This is a genomic window from Nostoc sp. KVJ20 (genome assembly GCF_001712795.1).
Classification (GTDB): domain Bacteria; phylum Cyanobacteriota; class Cyanobacteriia; order Cyanobacteriales; family Nostocaceae; genus Nostoc.
Genome location: NZ_KV757756.1, coordinates 1 through 18,044, shown reverse-complemented (window position 1 = coordinate 18,044; position 18,044 = coordinate 1). Strand labels below are relative to the sequence as shown.

The following is an 18,044-nucleotide window of genomic DNA, read 5'->3' as shown; positions in this document are numbered from 1 at the left end:
ATAGAGCCATGTGTTCTCAATGAATTATTTCAGATTGCTAGATAAAAAAGGGGATTAGATACTGTGGGAAAAATTAGTCAGGAGTGCAAATGAACAACTTGTTACCTCACCCTGGAGAAATTATCAGAACATCAGGTAGTATCGTATCTTCAGAGGATAGTAGTTTATCTAGCAATACTCGGAAGTGGCGTATTGCTTTATATTCCCACGACACAATGGGGCTAGGGCATAAACGCCGTAATTTGTTGATTGCTCAAACTTTAGGATGTTCACCCCTAAAAACCGATGTTTTAATGATTAGTGGCATTCAAGATGCCAGCAATGTACCAACACCTCCAGGGGTAGACTGTTTGACGCTCCCGGCTTTGCATAAAAGCATTGATGGGCAATATCACGCCAGAAGATTGGATCTATCATTGCAGGAAATTATTACACTGCGATCGCAAGTTATTCTCACCACCATTAAAACATTTAAACCTGATATTTTTATTGTGGATAATGTACCGCGAGGAGCAGTCAGAGAGCTAGATCCAACTCTAGATTATCTGCGTACTCAAGGAAAAACATACTGCATTCTAGGTTTACGAGATATTTTAGATGAACCCGCTTCTGTGCGTCGAGATTGGAAGCGAGCAGGTAATGAAGAGGCGATTCAAACTTACTATGATCAGGTTTGGGTGTATGGCGATCGCAACATCTATGACCTAGCAAAAGAGTATCACTTCCAGCCAAAAACTGTTGCCAAATTCCGCTACACGGGCTATCTTGACCAACGCAGTCGCCTCAAACATCTGGATTTAGACAGCGTTCAAGCATTTAAATCGCTCAATTTGCCATCTGAACGATTGGTATTGTGCTTAGTGGGAGGCGGACAAGACGGAGCGCAGTTAGCAGAAACATTTGCTCATACTGAACTACCACCAAAAATGAACGGTATCATCTTGACAGGCCCGTTTATGCCGCGAGAAGTCCGGCAAAAACTCCAGAACTATGCAGCGCAACGTGACAATCTGCGCGTGTTGGAATATTTAGCCGAGCCGACACTGTTGCTAAATCAAGCCGAACGTGTGATTGCAATGGGTGGTTACAATACAACTTGTGAATTGTTGTCATTTGCAAAGCGATCGCTAATTTTACCCCGGATCAAACCCCGACAAGAACAATCAATCCGTGCTAAACGATTACAAGCACTCGGCTTAATCGATGTATTACAACCACATCAACTGACACCTGCGGCATTAACGAACTGGCTAACACTTAAGGTAGAGTCACCACAAGTCCGTAATTTCGTCGATATCAAAGGACTTACCCGCATTCCCCAATTCGTTAATGACATCCTCATATCAGCTATTTGTCATTAGTCAAAGGCAAAAATTTTATACCAATTCTTTATGAAGACGCATAAAAAAAACTCCACCGCCTGCGTCACTTTCCCTTGGTAACTACGGTGTACCCACAAGTCAAATTACCCCCCTTAATCCCCCCGATGCATTGGGGGGAAACCGGAAATCTAGTTCCCTCCCCTTTCCAAGGGGAGGGTTAGGGTGGGGTCAAAATAATGTGCAACTTCACAGAGAATTGGTATTACCTCATTAATTACGAATTACGAACTACGAATTATGTCAATCCGTGTTGGTTATGTTCTCAAACGTTATCCCCGCTACTCTGAAACCTTTGTCGTCAATGAAATTTTGGCTCATGAAGCGGCTGGCTTAGATATAGAAATTTTCGCCTTACGACCACTATGTGATACTCACTTTCAAAATATTATTTCCCAAGTGCGTGCGCCTGTAAGTTACATTCGGAGGCCAATTCAAGGGCGAGTTAGTGAATCACTCAATAGTCTCGCACCTACAGCCGCTAGCTATTTTTGGGCAGAGTTACAAGAAGCAAGTAAAGTTATCCCTGATTTTTGGCCAAAACTGGCCTTTGCTCAAGGTGAACAAGCTAGCACTGTCTACCAAGCCGCATGGTTAGCACGAGAAGCGCGAGTCAAAGGCATTACTCATTTACACGCTCATTTTGGCACTGTGGCAACTAGTGTCGCTCGGCTAGCATCCCACTTTACAGGCATTCCCTATACCTTTACGGCTCATGCTAAAGACATATTTCATGAAAGCGTGGAATTTGAAGATATGCAACGTAAGCTACAGGATGCGGCTAGTGTTGTAACCGTCAGTGACTATAATCTCAGATATCTGCACAACACATATAACTTAGCTGCAAAGCAAGTTCAGCGCATTTACAACGGTTTAGATTTGCGACAATTACAATATTCTTCTCCAGCTGAACGTCCACCATTAATTATCTCAGTTGCTCGGTTAATCGAGAAGAAAGGGCTATCTGTTTTGATTGATGCTTGTGCCATTCTCAAGCAGAGAAATTATCAGTTTCAGTGTCAAATTGTCGGTACTGGTTCTTTAGAATTGACTTTGCGTCAGCAAATTATAGATTTAGAACTGCAATCTATCGTGGAAATTGTCGGCCCGCGTCCACAAAATGAGGTGTTTCAATTAGTACAAAAAGCTGCTGTGTTTGCTGCACCTTATGTCATTGGCAAAGATGGTAATCGGGATGGACTACCTACAGTTTTACTGGAAGCTATGGCTTTGGGAACTCCCTGTGTAAGTACTGATGTGACGGGTATTCCTGAATTGGTGCGTGATGGCGAGACTGGGTTGATTGTGCCACAACATGATGCCGAGAAATTAGCGATCGCACTTGGGCAATTCCTGACTAATTCAGCTTTGCGGGTTAAGTTGTCAACCCAGGCTAGGCAATTAATTGAGTCTGAGTTTGATATTCATCGCAATACTGCAATTTTACGGGAATTATTTCTCACGCATACCGCAAGCGGAACTCGCAAAGTAGGCGCAAAAACGTAAAGGAGGTGTGAAAATGCGAATTGCATACATTTGTGCCGATCCGGGTATACCTGTATTTGGTCAAAAAGGATGTTCGATTCATGTCCAAGAGGTGATTCGAGCGTTGCAAAAGCAAGGTAGCCAAGTCACATTGTTTGCTACTCGGATTGGGGGAGAATTACCCGCAGATTTAGCTAATGTTGTTGTTCATCAACTCCCAGTTATCCCCAAATTAGAACGGGCGGTGCGAGAGCAAGTTGCTTTAGCGATCAATCCTGATTTACGTTTAAATTTGGCAAGATTTGGCCCTTTTGACTTCATTTATGAGCGTTATTCTCTTTGGAGTTATAGCGCGATGGAATATGCCCAAGCTATGGGAATTCCCGGTTTGTTGGAGGTAAATTCGCCTCTGATTACAGAACAAGCACAGCATCGGGGTTTGATCGATCGCCAAAGTGCCGAAGAAGTGGCAAATCGGGTGTTTTCAGCAGCTACAACACTGATTGCCGTTTCAGATGCAGTGAAAACTTACTTAATGAATTATGTGGACAGTAGCAAAGTTCATGTCATTCCTAATGGTGTGAATCCTCACCGCTTTTCTGCCCTTCGTCCGGCAACTGAACCAGAAACTTTTACAGTGGGATTTGTCGGCACATTGAAACCGTGGCATGGATTGCCAATTCTCACAGAAGCTTTTAGTTTACTGCATCAACGTGTTCCCAATGCCAAACTTTTAATTGTTGGCGATGGCCCGGAACGGGAAAATCTGCAAATGGAATTAGCTGCGCGGGGATTAGATGCTCATACTCAATTTACTGGTGCGGTGAATCCTGATGAAGTTCCTCAATTTTTAGCAGCAATGGATGTCGCCGTTGCACCCTACGCCGCACAATCTGATTTTTACTTCTCACCATTGAAAGTGTATGAATATATGGCGGCTGGTTTGCCTGTAGTTGTGAGTCAAATTGGACAATTGGCAGACTTAATTGATCCAGGGGTGAATGGTATTCTTTGTCCTCCAGGTGATGCGATCGCTTTAGCAGAGGCTTTAGAAAAATTGTGGCGATCGCCTACTCTCCGTCATAGTTTAGGACAGGCGGCGCGGCAAACGGTGATCGCACATCATACTTGGGATGCGATCGCTCAACAAATTCTCCGCATAGCATCTCCATTGCCGATGGAGGTGAAACGATAAATGCCAAAAGCTCAAAATGTTCCTGGTTTGTGGGGAATCCTGGTTTATTTCTGGCCTGACATTCGTCCACAATATGGACTAATTTTGATTTCTGCGATCGCTTTAATTGCAGATGTCGGACTCCGGGTATTAGAACCTTGGCCGCTCAAGTTTGTCTTTGATTATGTTCTTCTTCGCAGCGACAAGATAAATAATATTCCCGTCATTGCTAGTTTAGAACCGATAACATTACTGACATTTTCAGCCGTTGCCGTCTTACTTATTACAGGCTTACGCGCCCTTGCTGCCTATTGGAGTACCGTCGGATTAGCAACAGTTGGTAGCCGAGTTATGGCAAAAGTGCGTAATCATTTGTATTGCCATCTGCAAGATTTATCTTTGGCTTATCACACCAAAGCGCGTAGCGGTGATTTAATTATCCGTGTCAGTAGCGATGCTAGCCGTCTCCAAGAAATTATGATTACGGCAGCATTACCGCTAGTAGTCAGCATTCTGACTCTATTTGGGATGATTGGGGTAATGTTTTGGATGAATCCCAGCCTGACCCTACTTTCACTCTTCACGCTACCGTTATTTTGGCTAGTTACTAACCGACTCAGCCAGCGAATTAAAGATTCCTCATTAAAGCAACGCCACCAAGAAGGTGCTGTGGCGGCGACGGCGGCTGAGTCCATTGCTGCCATTAAATTAGTGAAAGCCTTATCCTTGCAAGATGCTTTTGCACGCGTATTTGCTCAACAAAATCAACGTAGTCTCAAAGAAAGCGTCAAAACTCAACGCCTGGCGGCTCACTTAGAACGTACTGTTGATGCTGTGATTGCATTGGGAACAGCGATCGTTTTATGGTACGGCTCTTGGCTGGCGCTGCGGGATGCTTTAACACCTGGGGATGTGCTGGTATTTCTCACCTACTTAAAGAATGCCTTTAAGCCAGTGCAGAACTTCGCTAAATACACTGGACGACTGGCGAAAGCTGCGGCTTCTAGTGAGCGCATTTTAGATGTATTAAATCAGCAACCCGATGTCTATGATTTGCCAGATGCAATCCCCGCCCCGATTTTCCGAGGTGCAGTGCGTTTTGATCGCGTCCACTTTGCCTATGAATCAGGACAAGTTCTACTGCAAGAAATCAACTTAAACATTCAACCAGGACAACAAGTTGCGATCGTTGGGACTTCTGGTGGTGGTAAGTCTACATTAGTCAGTTTATTATTACGGCTTTACGATCCAACAGCAGGGCGTGTAATGATTGATGGGCGGGATATTCGAGAATATACATTAGCATCATTACGTCCGCAAATTAGTGTAGTTTTGCAAGATAGTCTCTTATTCGCTGCTAGTATTCGAGAAAACATTGCCTACGGGATTGCCGGGGTGTCTGATGCCGAAATCGAAGATGCGACTCGTTTAGCTAACGCTCATGATTTTATCCAAGCTTTACCACAAGGATACGACACCCTTGTAGGGGAAAGAGGCGCAACCCTTTCTGGGGGACAAAGACAAAGAATTGCGATCGCTCGTGCTGCCATTCGTCAAGCTCCTATCCTGATTTTAGATGAACCTACTACGGGGTTAGATAAGGGTAATGAGAAGGCTGTGATTGATGCGCTGCAACAATTGTCGGAAAATCGCACGACTTTTTTAATTACTCACGATCTTTATCTGGCAACTCGCGCAGATATGATTCTTTATCTGGAAAATGGGCAGGTGGTGGAACAAGGTACTCATCTGGAATTGATGCAACAGAATGGGCGTTATGCGGCTTTGTATCAAGTGCAGGCTTCTTTGAGGGTTTAGAAGGGATGTTTTTTAACGCAGAGGGACGCTGAGGTAAGCGCAGAGGTACGCAGAGTATGGACTTTAGTGATGGGAAGATGCCTTTTTTGGCGGATGCGGTTGATCGGTTGCGGGTGGAAGAGTGTTTTGGACGGTGTTTAGCGATCGCTGCAAATTGTCGTGTACAGAAAGTCCGGGTTATTCGTCATAAGTTGGGGCGGCGTTGTTTGATTGAATATGAATTGATTAATGATGATGGACAAATAATTACGCTCATTGGTAAGGTTAGGGCTAAGGGAACGGATTTTCATAGTTATGAGTTACAGAAATTTCTATGGTCAGCGGGATTTGGTGATGATAGTCCTGATGGAATTTCTGTACCTGAACCTGTTGGGGTAATTCCTGAATGGCAAATGTGGTTGCAGCGTAAGGTTGAAGGGGTTATTGCTACTCAATTTCTATCACAAACTGACAGTATTTTACCCGCAAAACTAATTGCTGAAGCTGCCCATAAATTGCACCAAACTAATATTCTTCCTCGTCGTTCTCATACTATGTCAGATGAACTGCGAATTTTGCATGAGCGGATTCCATTAGTTACGCAACAATATCCACAATGGGAAGAACGTTTAGAGAGAATATTAGAAGCAAGTAATCATTTAGGAGAAAACACTCCAGAAATAAAACATTGTGGTATCCATCGTGATTTTTATCCCGATCAAGTGATTATTAATAATTCTCGGTTGTATATCATCGACCTAGATTTATATTGTGAAGGTAATCCGGCGCTTGATATCGGTAATTTTATTGCTCATATTCAAGAATACAGCCTTCGTACTTTTGGTAATTCTCAAGCATTACAAGAGTATGAAAATGTTTTAACTGAAAGATTTATTCAGCTTACAAGCGATGAATTCCTCACAGCAATTCAATCCTATACCACTCTAACTTTAGTCCGACATATATATATCAGCACCCAATTTCCAGAACGTCGTCCTTTTACAGAAGCACTATTAAATCTGTGTGAACAGCGACTTGGGATAATTCGTAATTCGTAATTCGTAATTCGTAATTATAGAGCTTCTGGGTTAAGTGCAATACAGACCAACACCCAGCCAATTTAAATAAAGTTCAGAATGAGCAACAAAACCCTCACCCTCATGTAGAGACGCGATTCATCACGTCTTGAAAGACCTGTCACCCTATTTTTGCAAACTGGTAGTATTTTCAGGAGATAGTATTGATGGGTTTGATTTTTTGGCAGAAAATTCGCTTGATTAGTTTAATTATCTTCCTTACTTTGAGCAGCATAAATAAAGCTAATGCAACGACTAAGGCAGCGATAAGAGAAAATAATCAATTAAATAAAATCACATCAGTTTCTCAATTATCTGATATTAGTGCTGAGAGTTGGGAATTTAAAACACTACAAGCTTTGACTGAGCAATATAACTGCGCTAACCACAATAAAATAACTAACAATCAAACTCTGACTAGATATCAATTTGCTACTAATTTAAATGCTTGCATCATACACATAAATGAGTTAATCAGTAATGGTAAAATAAATCGAGAAACCTTAACTACCATTCAAAAATTACAAGTAGAGTTTTCGGCAGAATTAGCAACTTTTAGAAATCGCATCGATTTATTAGAAAACAAAGTGGCTGCATTGCAAGCACAACAGTTTTCGCCTCAAGTCGAGTTAGAGGGAGAGATTATCTTTGCGATGACTGGAGTTGCTGGTGGAAAAAAAGCCAACAGTAGAACCAAGCCAATCAATGATAATTTAGTGTTGAGCGATCGCGTCCGTCTTAGCTTAGAGACAAGTTTTACCGGTAAAGACAACTTGCAAATACGCTTGCAAGGACGCAACACACCAGAATTGGCAGATTTCACCGGAACTAAAATGGCCAATTTGGGATTTGATGGCGACGATGACAATGAGATGGAAATAGATGAGATAGATTATAAATTTCCACTAGGTAAGCAAACTCGTATAACTTTGTACGCTTTGGGAGGAGGATTAGGCGATTTTGTTCCTAGTGTCAATCCTCTGTTTAGCGGTAGTGGAGACGGATCAATTTCTACATTTGGACGAGAAAATCCGATTCGACGACAAGGTGGCGGTGCAGGTATCGGTATTTCTCATAATTTAAATGACTCTCTGAATCTTTCATTGGCATACCTCACCAGCGATGCAGCTAATCCAGAGAGGGGAATTTTTGCTAGTCCTCATGGTGCGATCGCTCAAATCACACTTGAACCCACCAAAACAACAGCACTTAGCGTTACCTATATCTACTCTTACAATAATGTGAATACCGGAACCGGCAGCGAATTAACCAACAATCCTTTTAATAATCAGGCAGATGCCATTACTGCTAATTCCTTTGGTGCAGAAGCCGCTTGGCAACTTAACCCAAGTATCACTCTTGGGGGCCGAGTTGGTTTTATTCATGCCAAAGCAGAAGATTTAACAGCAACCCCAAATGCTTTTATCTCCACATGGGCGTTACTACTATCAATCAAAGATATTGGGCAAGAAGATAGCTTTGCCGGATTTGTGGTAGGTCAACCGCCTAAAGTAACTGATAATAGTTTCGGCGATACCTTTGAAGATGAGGATACATCTTTACATCTAGAAGCTTTTTACCACCTGCAAATCACAGATAATCTAGCGATAACTCCGGGTTTATTTGTCATCACGAATCCCGAAAATGATAATAGTAACGACAAAATTTATGTTGGTACGATTCGGACAACGTTTACCTTTTAACTATCAAAGTCCCCCTTTTTAAGGGGGATTTAAAAGGTTTTTCTACCGACCAGAGGACTTTTAAAACATCCTCTAAGGGGGACGTTCGAGTGGTATTTTTTCTCCTCACACTGCTAACTGATCAGGCGTAATACCATCAAAGATCGATCTGTAACTGGTACACTTTGAGAACCTGAAACTAACTTTCCCCGATCTAAAAAGCGAGGTTCATTAGTGTCAATTACTATCTCCCATACCTTTTCTTTAAATTCATTGGGTAAAGCAAACTCAATTAACTCATAATGAGCGTTAAAAAATAGCAGAAAACTTTCATCAATAATCCGCTCACCACGATCGCCTGGAGTAGCAATTCCCTGCCCATTCAAAAAAATCTCCATTACTTTGGCATAACTAACTAGCCACTGCTTCTCAGTCATTTCACTGCCATCAGAATTAAACCAAGCAATATCATTAATTCCTAAACCGTGAATGGGGCGACCTTGAAACCACTTACGTCGGCGGAATACTGGATGCTGATGGCGAAAATTAATTAGTTCGCGTGTAAAGTCTAGTAAATCCGCGTTCGCTTTATGCAAATCCCAATGTCGCCAGGAAATCTCATTATCTTGGCAGTAGACATTATTATTTCCCTTTTGACTACAGCCAATTTCATCTCCCTCTAATAGCATTGGGACACCTTGAGATAGCATTAGAGTTGCTAAAAAGTTTCGTCGTTGCCGTTCGCGCAAACGCATCACTTCTGGATCGTCGGTTTCGCCTTCTACACCACAATTCCAGGATCTATTATGGCTTTCACCATCTCTATTATCTTCCCCATTTGCTTCGTTATGCTTTTCGTTGTAGCTGACCAAATCATTCAACGTGAAACCATCATGAGCAGTGATGAAATTAATACTTGCATTTGGGTTACGCCCGTTTGTTTGATATAGGTCAGGGCTACCGGTAAAACAGTAAGCAAATTGTCCTAAACTATCATCTACACCACGCCAAAAATCTCGTACTGTATCCCGATATCTACCATTCCACTCAGACCAACGCAGTGGAAAGTTCCCGACTTGATAGCCGCCTTCTCCTAAATCCCAAGGTTCAGCTATCAGTTTCACATCTGCCAAGATTGGGTCTTGGTGAATAATATCAAAGAAAGCTGATAGGTTATCTACTTCATATAATTCCCGTGCTAGCGCCGAGGCCAAATCAAATCGGAAGCCATCTACATGCATTTCTGTCACCCAATAGCGCAGGCTATCCATGATTAACTTCAGAACTTGAGCATGGCGCACATTCAGAGAGTTACCGCAGCCTGTAAAATCCATGTAGTAGCGAGGATCATCCTTTACCAAACGGTAATATACAGAATTATCAATACCTCGCAAAGATAGCGTTGGCCCTAAATGATTTCCTTCGCCAGTGTGGTTGTAGACTACATCTAAGATCACTTCAATTCCAGCAAAATGTAATGCCTTGACCATTTGCTTGAATTCAGTGACTTGTTCTCCCGCAGTCCCACTAGCACTGTAACTAGAATAGGGGGCAAAATAATTGATGGAATCGTAGCCCCAGTAATTCTTTAATCCTTTATCTTCTAAATGTCCTGGATGAGATAGAAAGTGATGTACTGGCATCAACTCAACTGCTGTAATTCCTAATTGCTGTAAGTGTTGAATTGCAGCCGGATGCGCCAACCCTGCATAAGTGCCACGCAACTCTTCTGGAATACCTGGATGTAGTTTAGTAAAACCTTTGACATGAGTTTCATAAATAACAGTTGTATGCCAAGGTGTATTAAGCCGTTTATCATCTTCCCAATCAAAAGATTGATCAACCACAACACACTTGGGCATTATTTTGGCATCATCTATTTCAGAAAAAATTAAGTCTTTTTCTGGAGCGTCTAGAGAGTAGCCAAAGACGGCTGGATCGTTACTAAATTCACCGTCAATTGCCTTAGCGTAGGGATCAATCAATAGTTTGTTTGGATTAAATCGATGACCTACTTCCGGTGCCCATGCCCCATGTACTCTAAATCCATACTTTTGACCTGGGCCAACTCCTGGTAAGTAGCCATGCCACACAAAATTGTTTTTTTCTGTCAAAAGCACGCGAATTTCTTCGTCATCATTATCAAATAAACAAAGCTCTACCCCTGTTGCATTTTCCGAAAATAAAGCAAAGTTCGTCCCTTTCCCATCCCAAGTTGCACCTAAAGGATATACATTCCCTGGCCATAAAGTTACATACATAAGTAAATTTTCAATAATTAGTTTTTCAGTAAATAGTCAACTTAGATTTTTTTGAATAATTAATAATAATTAGTTGAAACTTAAAGTTACTAATAATTCGTTAAAATCACTAACGTTACAATGTAACTTCTAAATAATATTATTTGCTCTATCATTAGTAATATAAATATCTATTCCTTAAGTCTGATAAATTGAAGCGTAGGGAAAGAGGCTGGAGGAAAACTGCTATGTCTGTAACACCCTGTGCAATCCGCTTCAGTAAGCGATGCCGAGACACTACGCGAACACCAACGCTAAAAAGCAAGGGTGTTAAACCCTCACTGTTGCATCAACTTCTCACCCTGCTGTCTAAGCTGAACTGTGGAAATATGACAGCGTGTCTTTTGACACGATTTTACTATTACAGCAACAATGCTACGTGGTGACTGTTTTTACTTGGTGTGAAAGAGAACGTGAAAAAGGATTTTTTGTTGCTAACAGTTGCTTTACCGAGTTTACTGATAGCCTTTCCTGGCTTTGCTGCTGAGAGCGAAATTAAGCAGAGAAATACTGATAAATCAACCGAAGTCATTTCAGATATTCCGAGTTTGAGCGAAATTGAGTTACCCGCTACTAATGCCGAATTATTAACTCAACAATCTGCACCGGGTGAGGTTAATCCAGAAACTCAGCCAGAAACAGAGCCAGATTATACAGATGATACAGACATTACCATAGAAGCGATCGCAGAACCAGACAACTTACCTCAATCTACCCCAACTTACGTAATTGATAAGGAAGAAATTCAAAAGCAGGGCGCTACAAGTTTAGCCGATATTTTGAAAAGAATGCCTGGTTTTGCAATCAATGACGTAGGTCATGGTGCAGATATTCACACAGGTACATACTATCGCGGAGCTTCAATTAATCAGTCTGTATTTTTGATTAATGGCAGACCAATTAACAATAATGTCAACACTTATCATGGTGGAACTGATTTAAATAGCATTCCTGTAGAGTCGATTGAACGAGTAGAATTATATAGCGGTACAGCCTCCGCTTTGTATGGTTCATCAGCCTTTGGGGGAGTGGTAAATATCATTACCAAGGAAGGTTATGGCAAACCTAAATTGAGCGCTAGCGCAGAATTTGGCTCATTGAGTTTAAATAATCAGCAAGTGACTTATGGTGGTTCATCTAATAAAGTTAAGTACAACTTTAGCTTTGAAAGATTCTTTATAGATAACCGTTACCGCGTCCCTGTAGGTGCTGCGAATCGTGATGAACAGGGATTTTTATCGAATGCAGACACAGCTACAAGTACCTACTTTGGTAGCATTGGAGTAGATGTAGATAAAAAAAATTCATTGAATTTAGATGTTACTGCACTCAGCAGTCGTCGCGGCTTAATTTATTTCGGGTTTCCTCTGCAAAGAGATAGATTAGACCATGATGGTTTAAACGTTGGCTTATCTTGGAAAACTCGATTAGGTAATGGGGAAAGCTCTAACCTGACAACCTCAATTGGTTATAACCGAGATTATTTCAGCACTTATGGCCCTACAGGTGCATTTTACCGTACAGGAGCTTTAGATACACAACAACTTACAGCCAGAGTAGATCATGAGTGGAAAGTTACTTCCAATAATAAATTGCGCTGGGGATTAGATTTGAAAAACACCTATTTAACCGGTGATGTTTTGAGTACAAATCCTGCGAGAATTGCCAATAACGAAACTGAAGATCGGAGTTTGTTCAATACAGCTTTATTTGCTGTGGATACTTGGAATATTAGCGATAATTTTCTGGTAGATTTAGGGCTACGACAAAGCTTTGACAGCCAGTTTGGAAATTATCTCAATCCTAGTGTTGGGTTACGTTATGCCGTCACACCAATAGTAGCAGTGCGGGGAAGTTGGGCAGGGGGACAACGTAATCCGGGGTTAGATCAGTTGTATGTTTATGATACAGTTCATGGTTGGGAACCTAATCCTGATTTAAGACCGGAAACTGGTTCTACTTGGAGTGCGGGAGTAGATGTCAATTTTTCTCAAAATCTGATTGGGCAATTTACCTACTTTGGTAGTAGTATAAGCGATCGCTTGGGAGTCATCGCCGGCAGATGGGAAAACATTGGACTAGTGGATACCAATGGTTTAGAGGTTGCATTGCAATTAAGAATTGCAGCCGGCTGGTCAACTTTCCTCAACTATACTTATACAGATGCTCAAATAAAAACAGGCTCAGAGAGAGGTTTACAGTTAGGTTTGATTCCTTACTCTGTACTGCAAACTGGCGTGGGTTATCAAAATTCAGGTTGGTACGCTAATTTGTATGTTACCTACAATAGTGGCACTCGCAGAGCCTTCTTTACAAACCCTGGTGACACGATTACAGATTTTGCCCCATCTTTCGTTAATTTAGATTTAAGCGGTCGTGTACCTTTAACTAGCAATGTCGGATTGACAGTTTACTTAGAAAATCTCCTCGGTGAGCAATATGAGCGAGTTAATCGCATTTATAGCCCTGGATTCACTTTTCGTGTGGGTTTAAACGCCAATTTTTAGGTGGTAAAATCTCTGCGTTCTCTGTGACTCTGCGGTTTAAAAGTTATTTATTGAACCACAGAGGCGCAGAGAACACAGAGATAAGAGGAGCTTTTTGGTAAAGAGGAGGCACCGCAATATAACATCGTGCGTTAGGTTAAAGTCGTAACAAACTCTACGGTTAAGGCAAGAGACGCGATGAATCGCCGTCTCTACAATAATTAATCAACGCACCCTATTTAAAATTTACTTTTAATCCGAAATCTAAAATTCAAAATTGCTATGAGAGCCAGAATTGAAAATAAAGTGCTTTTTATTCACCATGAAGATTTACCAGAGTTTAAGAAGGGTGGTTCGGTGGTGCGGAACTCTTATTTCTGGGCGCTACGTTCAATTGCTGGTAAAGCTTCGCGTTATCGTGATTGGGAATACGAATCGGAGGTTTGGCTAGCGCTTTCACGAATGCTTTTGTCGTTTGCTGAATCTGGATATTTGGGTCTTAGAGAAACTTTGCTGGAGTTTCCTTTATCTCAAGGGGAAATTCCTAGTTTGCTGCGAGATGTGTCCACTTTTGAGTAAGGATGCATAGCAATACTTGTCGGGTTTTGGGGAAAAGGGTAAAGCTACATACCGCTGTAATTAATATAACATTATCAAAATAATGCTTGAACTCATCGGGCACTCAAATGAGGTTTAATCCGTCACGATTAGCCATCATAGACAAACCCTGGTGAACAGTAGTGCTGAAGCAAGGGTAGTTGTGAGAAGACAATTAAAATGCAGCAGTTAGTGTAGGAAAACAACGTGAAAATAACGATTATTGCTAAAACATTAATTACATCGATAAGTTTGTTAGCTTTATTTGCCCCAAGTCAAGCATCGGCTCAACTTATACCGCAACCTTGGGTTTCAGTTGGTGGAAAAGATGGTGATGTAACCTATGCTGTGGGAGCTAGAGCTTTGGATTTCGGGGTTGAGATTGGAACTGGCCCTGATGGTGCTACGGGAGTAGATGTTTTGAAATTTATCAGTTTACCTGTAATTTCACCTTATGTAGGAGTTGGACTTTATTCAGAGGATAAAGGTGTTGCAGTTTCAGGTGGTGTTCAGGTAGGTGCTACTGATAACGTTTTTGTTGGTGCTGGTTACAATTCTATTCGTGGTTTTAACGGACAACTGGGAATCAGATTTTAACTAATTCGTAATTCGTAATTCGTAATTATTGGGGAAATACTCGCGCGTAATTGTCTTTTTTGGTGCAATACGGTTCAGTTAAGAAAAATTGTAGGTTGGGTTGAGGAACGAAACCCAACCTACACAGTTTAAGGTTTTTGGCGTAGAAAGAAAACTAAGTTCTTAATTTTGGATAAAGTCGAGCTTAGAGGATGTTTGAAAAGTCCTTTTGTCGGTATTAAATAGTTTTAGATCCCCCCTAACCCCCCTTAAAAAAGGGGGGAACCAGAATCAAAGTCCCCCTTTCTAAGGGGGATTTAGGGGGATCGAAAAGTGCCTAAAGTCACAGCGAAACACTTTTCAAACAATCTCTTAGACTCCAACTAATTCAATTACGAATTACGTTAGCGCAGCGGTAGCGAGTCCACGAGCGTCATTACGAATTACGAATTACGCAGGGGGAGTAATTGAAGTTGAGATTAGCTCTCTGACATGAACTGCTGAATCTTGTTGTAATGCTGATGCCGCGATCGCTTCACTTTCAACTATACTTAACCGAGCGATCGCTTGCTTCACTCCAGGTATACTTTGAGGATTCACGCTCAATTCATCCAGTCCTAAACCTAATAAAATTGGTGTTGCTAAAGTATCTGCTGCCAATTCTCCACATAATCCTACCGAAATTCCCGCCGTATGGGCAGCTTTGATAGTTTGCTGTACCATGCGTAACACCGCCGGGTGTAGCGCATCAACTAAATTTGCCACGCGGGGATTAGTGCGATCGCTAGCCATGACGTACTGACTCAGATCGTTAGTCCCTATACTAAAGAAGTCTACTTCAGCGGCTAACTGATCTGCGATCGCAACTGCTGAGGGAACCTCCACCATAATTCCTACTTTCATCGCGGCATCAAAGGCAATACCAGCTTGATTTAGTTCAGTCTGCACTTCACTCAAAATTGCCTTAGCTGCACGTACCTCTGTCACAGTAGCAATCATTGGCAACATGATCTTAATTTGATGCCCTACACTGGCTCTCAAAATTGCCCGTAACTGAGTTTTGAACAAATCCAGATGATCTAAACAGAAACGAATTCCCCGCCAACCTAAGAAAGGGTTAGCTTCTGGAAACCCGACTCTGATATATGGAAGTGGCTTATCACCACCAATATCTAAGGTACGAATAATTAGCGGACGATTATCTAAAATTTGGGCGATCGCCTGATACACTGCTAGTTGTTCTTCTTCAGTGGGGGCGCTTGTCCGATCTAAATATAGAAACTCGGTGCGGAGTAATCCCACACCTTCTGCACCGCTAGCCACAGCAACTTGGACATCATTTATACTACCAATGTTGGCAAAAACGCTAATTTGCCGACCATCAAGAGTAATTGCTGGCTGGTGCGCCGTCGCGCGTGCTTCTTGTTGAGCAGTTTGCCAAGCTGACTGTTTTGTTGCCAGTAAATCCAGGATATCTGATTCTGGTTCTACCCAAGCTCTGCCACTTTCACCATCAAGTGCCATCAGTGTGCCATCTGCCAAGTGCAACACCTGGGCATCTACTCCCAAGACTGCGGGAATGCCCAATGTCCGAGCGATAATTGCACTGTGGGAAGTGGCGCTGCCAGAAGTAGTACAAATACCCAACACCTTTGTCGGATCTAATCCAGCGGTATCTGAGGGGGTTAAATCAGTCGCCACCAAAATCGCCGGTGACTCAAGATGCAGGTTAGCCGCAGCATTCCCAGCTAGTAATCGCAGTACCCTTTGCCCGACATCAACAACATCGTCAACTCGCTCTTGCAGGTAAGAATCTTCAAGTGTGCGGTAGGAAGTCGCTACTTCATCTACTACAGCTTGCCAAGCTGATTCAGCATTTATATGGTTTTCTAAAATGCGTTGATGAGCCGCTTCTAACAGTACTGGATCTTCTAAAAATAGTAATTGGGCATCGAAGATGGCGGCTTCAGCGTCACCAATTTGCAGAGATGCTTGTGAAAAAATCGCTTGAATTTCCTGTCTGGCAGTATTAATTGCCGCTTGTAGTCGTTGCCACTCTGCATCAGGATCATCTACGTGATATTCCGTAATAGAAATGTGAGTGCGTTGATAATGAATAACAGGTGCGATCGCTATTCCTGGAGAAGCTGCAATTCCCGAAAGTTCACCGTGAGTTGCTGGGGTAACTTCATGGTGAAATGCTGGTGGAGAATTGAAGACAACATTATCTTCACCCTCCGGGTTCGGCAGTCCCTCTTTGTTGGAACAACAAGACCGGGCTGCCTCACCAAAATTATTTGTGAATAATGTCTGTAATGCTGCGATCGCCTCATCTGCATCAGAACCAGTGGCAGTAATCAGCAGTTCGTGTCCTTGACGCACCCCTAAAGTTGTGACTTGGTTAATACTGTCGCCCCTGACTAGTTCAGTATTTCTGGTTAAATTTCGCACCAGAATTTGCGATTGAAACCGGGCGGCGGTTGCGACAAACTGCGCTGCGGGACGGGCGTGTAATCCTAAGCGATTGTTGACAATCAGCCGGATTTCTCGCGTTGGTGATTCTACATTAGTTGTTGCTGGGGTGACAGTTGACAACGGCCTACTAACTACACCCAATTGAGTTGCTTTTGCTTGGAGTGCGCCGCGTGCTTCCGCCATAACTTGATGAATATCTCTACCAGCCGCCGCAGCTACCACAGCAGCGATCGCGCCTTCTACTAGAGGTGCTTCACACAAATACACTTTTTGCTGCTGTGCTTCTGGGAGAAACTCGATTGCCATTTCTGCACTCAGCAAAGCGCTACCCAAATCCATTAACACTAAAACACCATCATCAGAAAATACAGAAGCGATCGCTTCATAAACCTGAATGGGATCTGTACCCAATGGATTTTCCGGATCTTCAATACCTGCTGCAACAGCAATGGAAACTTGGCCCTGAACCATCTGCGCGGCAAGTTCCCGCACACCCAAGGCTAGTTGTTTACTGTGAGAAACAATAACAATTCCGATCAATGCCACAGCGTCAACCTTGTTGAGAGGTTTGCGTTTAGCTAGTTATCCGTTTCATTTTCCCATTCTGCTACAATTGCAACTGCCCGAAAATATTCCGGTCTTTCCAGCTATCAATACGAATAAAATAGCCTTCTTTTACTGAAATAAGTGGTGTCCACTCATAAACTCCATCGCTAGCAGTAGGGGAAGAAATGTTTTGGATAAGTTTGTTCCCATCGTACAACTTAATCGAGACATCACCATCAAAATTATCCCGCCACAATATTAAAAAAGGCTGATCCTTCGGTTAAAAGTTTGGACAATCCAAAAACTACTCAGAATCGGCAGCCAAAAAAGCAAAAAATTGATTAGAGGATTTATCCTTGCTTGACCGCAATTCCCCAAAAAGTTGTTTAAGGCTAATGAGTTGCGATCGCATGACCATATATAGCAGGAGGCAGAAGGCAGGAGGTAAAAGTATTACTATTCCTAGCCTTG

11 protein-coding genes are annotated in these 18,044 nt (G+C 42.3%); 9 read left to right on the top strand and 2 right to left on the bottom strand.

Annotated features, from left to right (window positions below):
- Positions 1 to 89 precede the first annotated feature (89 nt).
- The 6 genes from A4S05_RS35055 to A4S05_RS35030 all read left to right on the top strand — a co-directional run bounded on the left by A4S05_RS35055 (position 90) and on the right by A4S05_RS35030 (position 8,614).
- On the top strand, positions 90 to 1,361 hold the full coding sequence (locus A4S05_RS35055; RefSeq protein ID WP_069074371.1) for a glycosyltransferase family protein: 1,272 nt from the start codon (positions 90 to 92) through the stop codon (positions 1,359 to 1,361).
- Between the two features lie 258 nt (positions 1,362 to 1,619).
- On the top strand, positions 1,620 to 2,885 hold the full coding sequence (locus A4S05_RS35050) for a glycosyltransferase (RefSeq protein WP_069074370.1): 1,266 nt from the start codon (positions 1,620 to 1,622) through the stop codon (positions 2,883 to 2,885).
- Positions 2,886 to 2,898: 13 nt separating this feature from the next.
- Positions 2,899 to 4,059 (top strand): glycosyltransferase family 4 protein, encoded by a 1,161-nt coding sequence (locus A4S05_RS35045; protein ID WP_069074369.1) that lies wholly within the window; start codon positions 2,899 to 2,901, stop codon positions 4,057 to 4,059.
- Positions 4,060 to 5,856, top strand: a complete 1,797-nt coding sequence (locus tag A4S05_RS35040) for an ABC transporter ATP-binding protein (RefSeq protein WP_069074368.1) — start codon at positions 4,060 to 4,062, stop codon at positions 5,854 to 5,856.
- A 56-nt stretch (positions 5,857 to 5,912) separates the two neighbouring features.
- Positions 5,913 to 6,893, top strand: a complete 981-nt coding sequence (locus tag A4S05_RS35035; protein ID WP_069074367.1) for a phosphotransferase family protein — start codon at positions 5,913 to 5,915, stop codon at positions 6,891 to 6,893.
- Positions 6,894 to 7,078: 185 nt separating this feature from the next.
- Positions 7,079 to 8,614: an iron uptake porin gene (locus A4S05_RS35030; protein ID WP_069074366.1), complete on the top strand. Its 1,536-nt coding sequence runs from the start codon at positions 7,079 to 7,081 to the stop codon at positions 8,612 to 8,614.
- A gap of 113 nt (positions 8,615 to 8,727) precedes the next feature.
- Here A4S05_RS35030 and glgX read toward each other — a convergent pair whose 3' ends face one another.
- Positions 8,728 to 10,854 carry a glycogen debranching protein GlgX gene (gene glgX, locus A4S05_RS35025; RefSeq protein ID WP_069074365.1) on the bottom strand — a complete coding sequence of 709 codons (2,127 nt, stop codon included), beginning with the start codon at positions 10,852 to 10,854 and terminating at the stop codon, positions 8,728 to 8,730.
- A gap of 452 nt (positions 10,855 to 11,306) precedes the next feature.
- On the opposite strand from glgX, the gene A4S05_RS35020 reads away from it, so the two are divergent.
- From A4S05_RS35020 to A4S05_RS35010, 3 genes are all read left to right on the top strand, one after another.
- Positions 11,307 to 13,400: a TonB-dependent receptor plug domain-containing protein gene (locus tag A4S05_RS35020; protein ID WP_069074364.1), complete on the top strand. Its 2,094-nt coding sequence runs from the start codon at positions 11,307 to 11,309 to the stop codon at positions 13,398 to 13,400.
- A gap of 261 nt (positions 13,401 to 13,661) precedes the next feature.
- A complete protein-coding gene (locus tag A4S05_RS35015; protein WP_069074363.1) occupies positions 13,662 to 13,958 on the top strand; it encodes a hypothetical protein in 297 nt (98 codons plus the stop codon).
- Positions 13,959 to 14,183: 225 nt separating this feature from the next.
- A complete protein-coding gene (locus tag A4S05_RS35010) occupies positions 14,184 to 14,573 on the top strand; it encodes a hypothetical protein (RefSeq protein WP_069074362.1) in 390 nt (129 codons plus the stop codon).
- Between the two features lie 429 nt (positions 14,574 to 15,002).
- Here A4S05_RS35010 and ptsP read toward each other — a convergent pair whose 3' ends face one another.
- Positions 15,003 to 17,567 carry a phosphoenolpyruvate--protein phosphotransferase gene (gene ptsP / locus A4S05_RS35005; protein WP_069074390.1) on the bottom strand — a complete coding sequence of 855 codons (2,565 nt, stop codon included), beginning with the start codon at positions 17,565 to 17,567 and terminating at the stop codon, positions 15,003 to 15,005.
- Between the last annotated feature and the right edge of the window lie 477 nt (positions 17,568 to 18,044).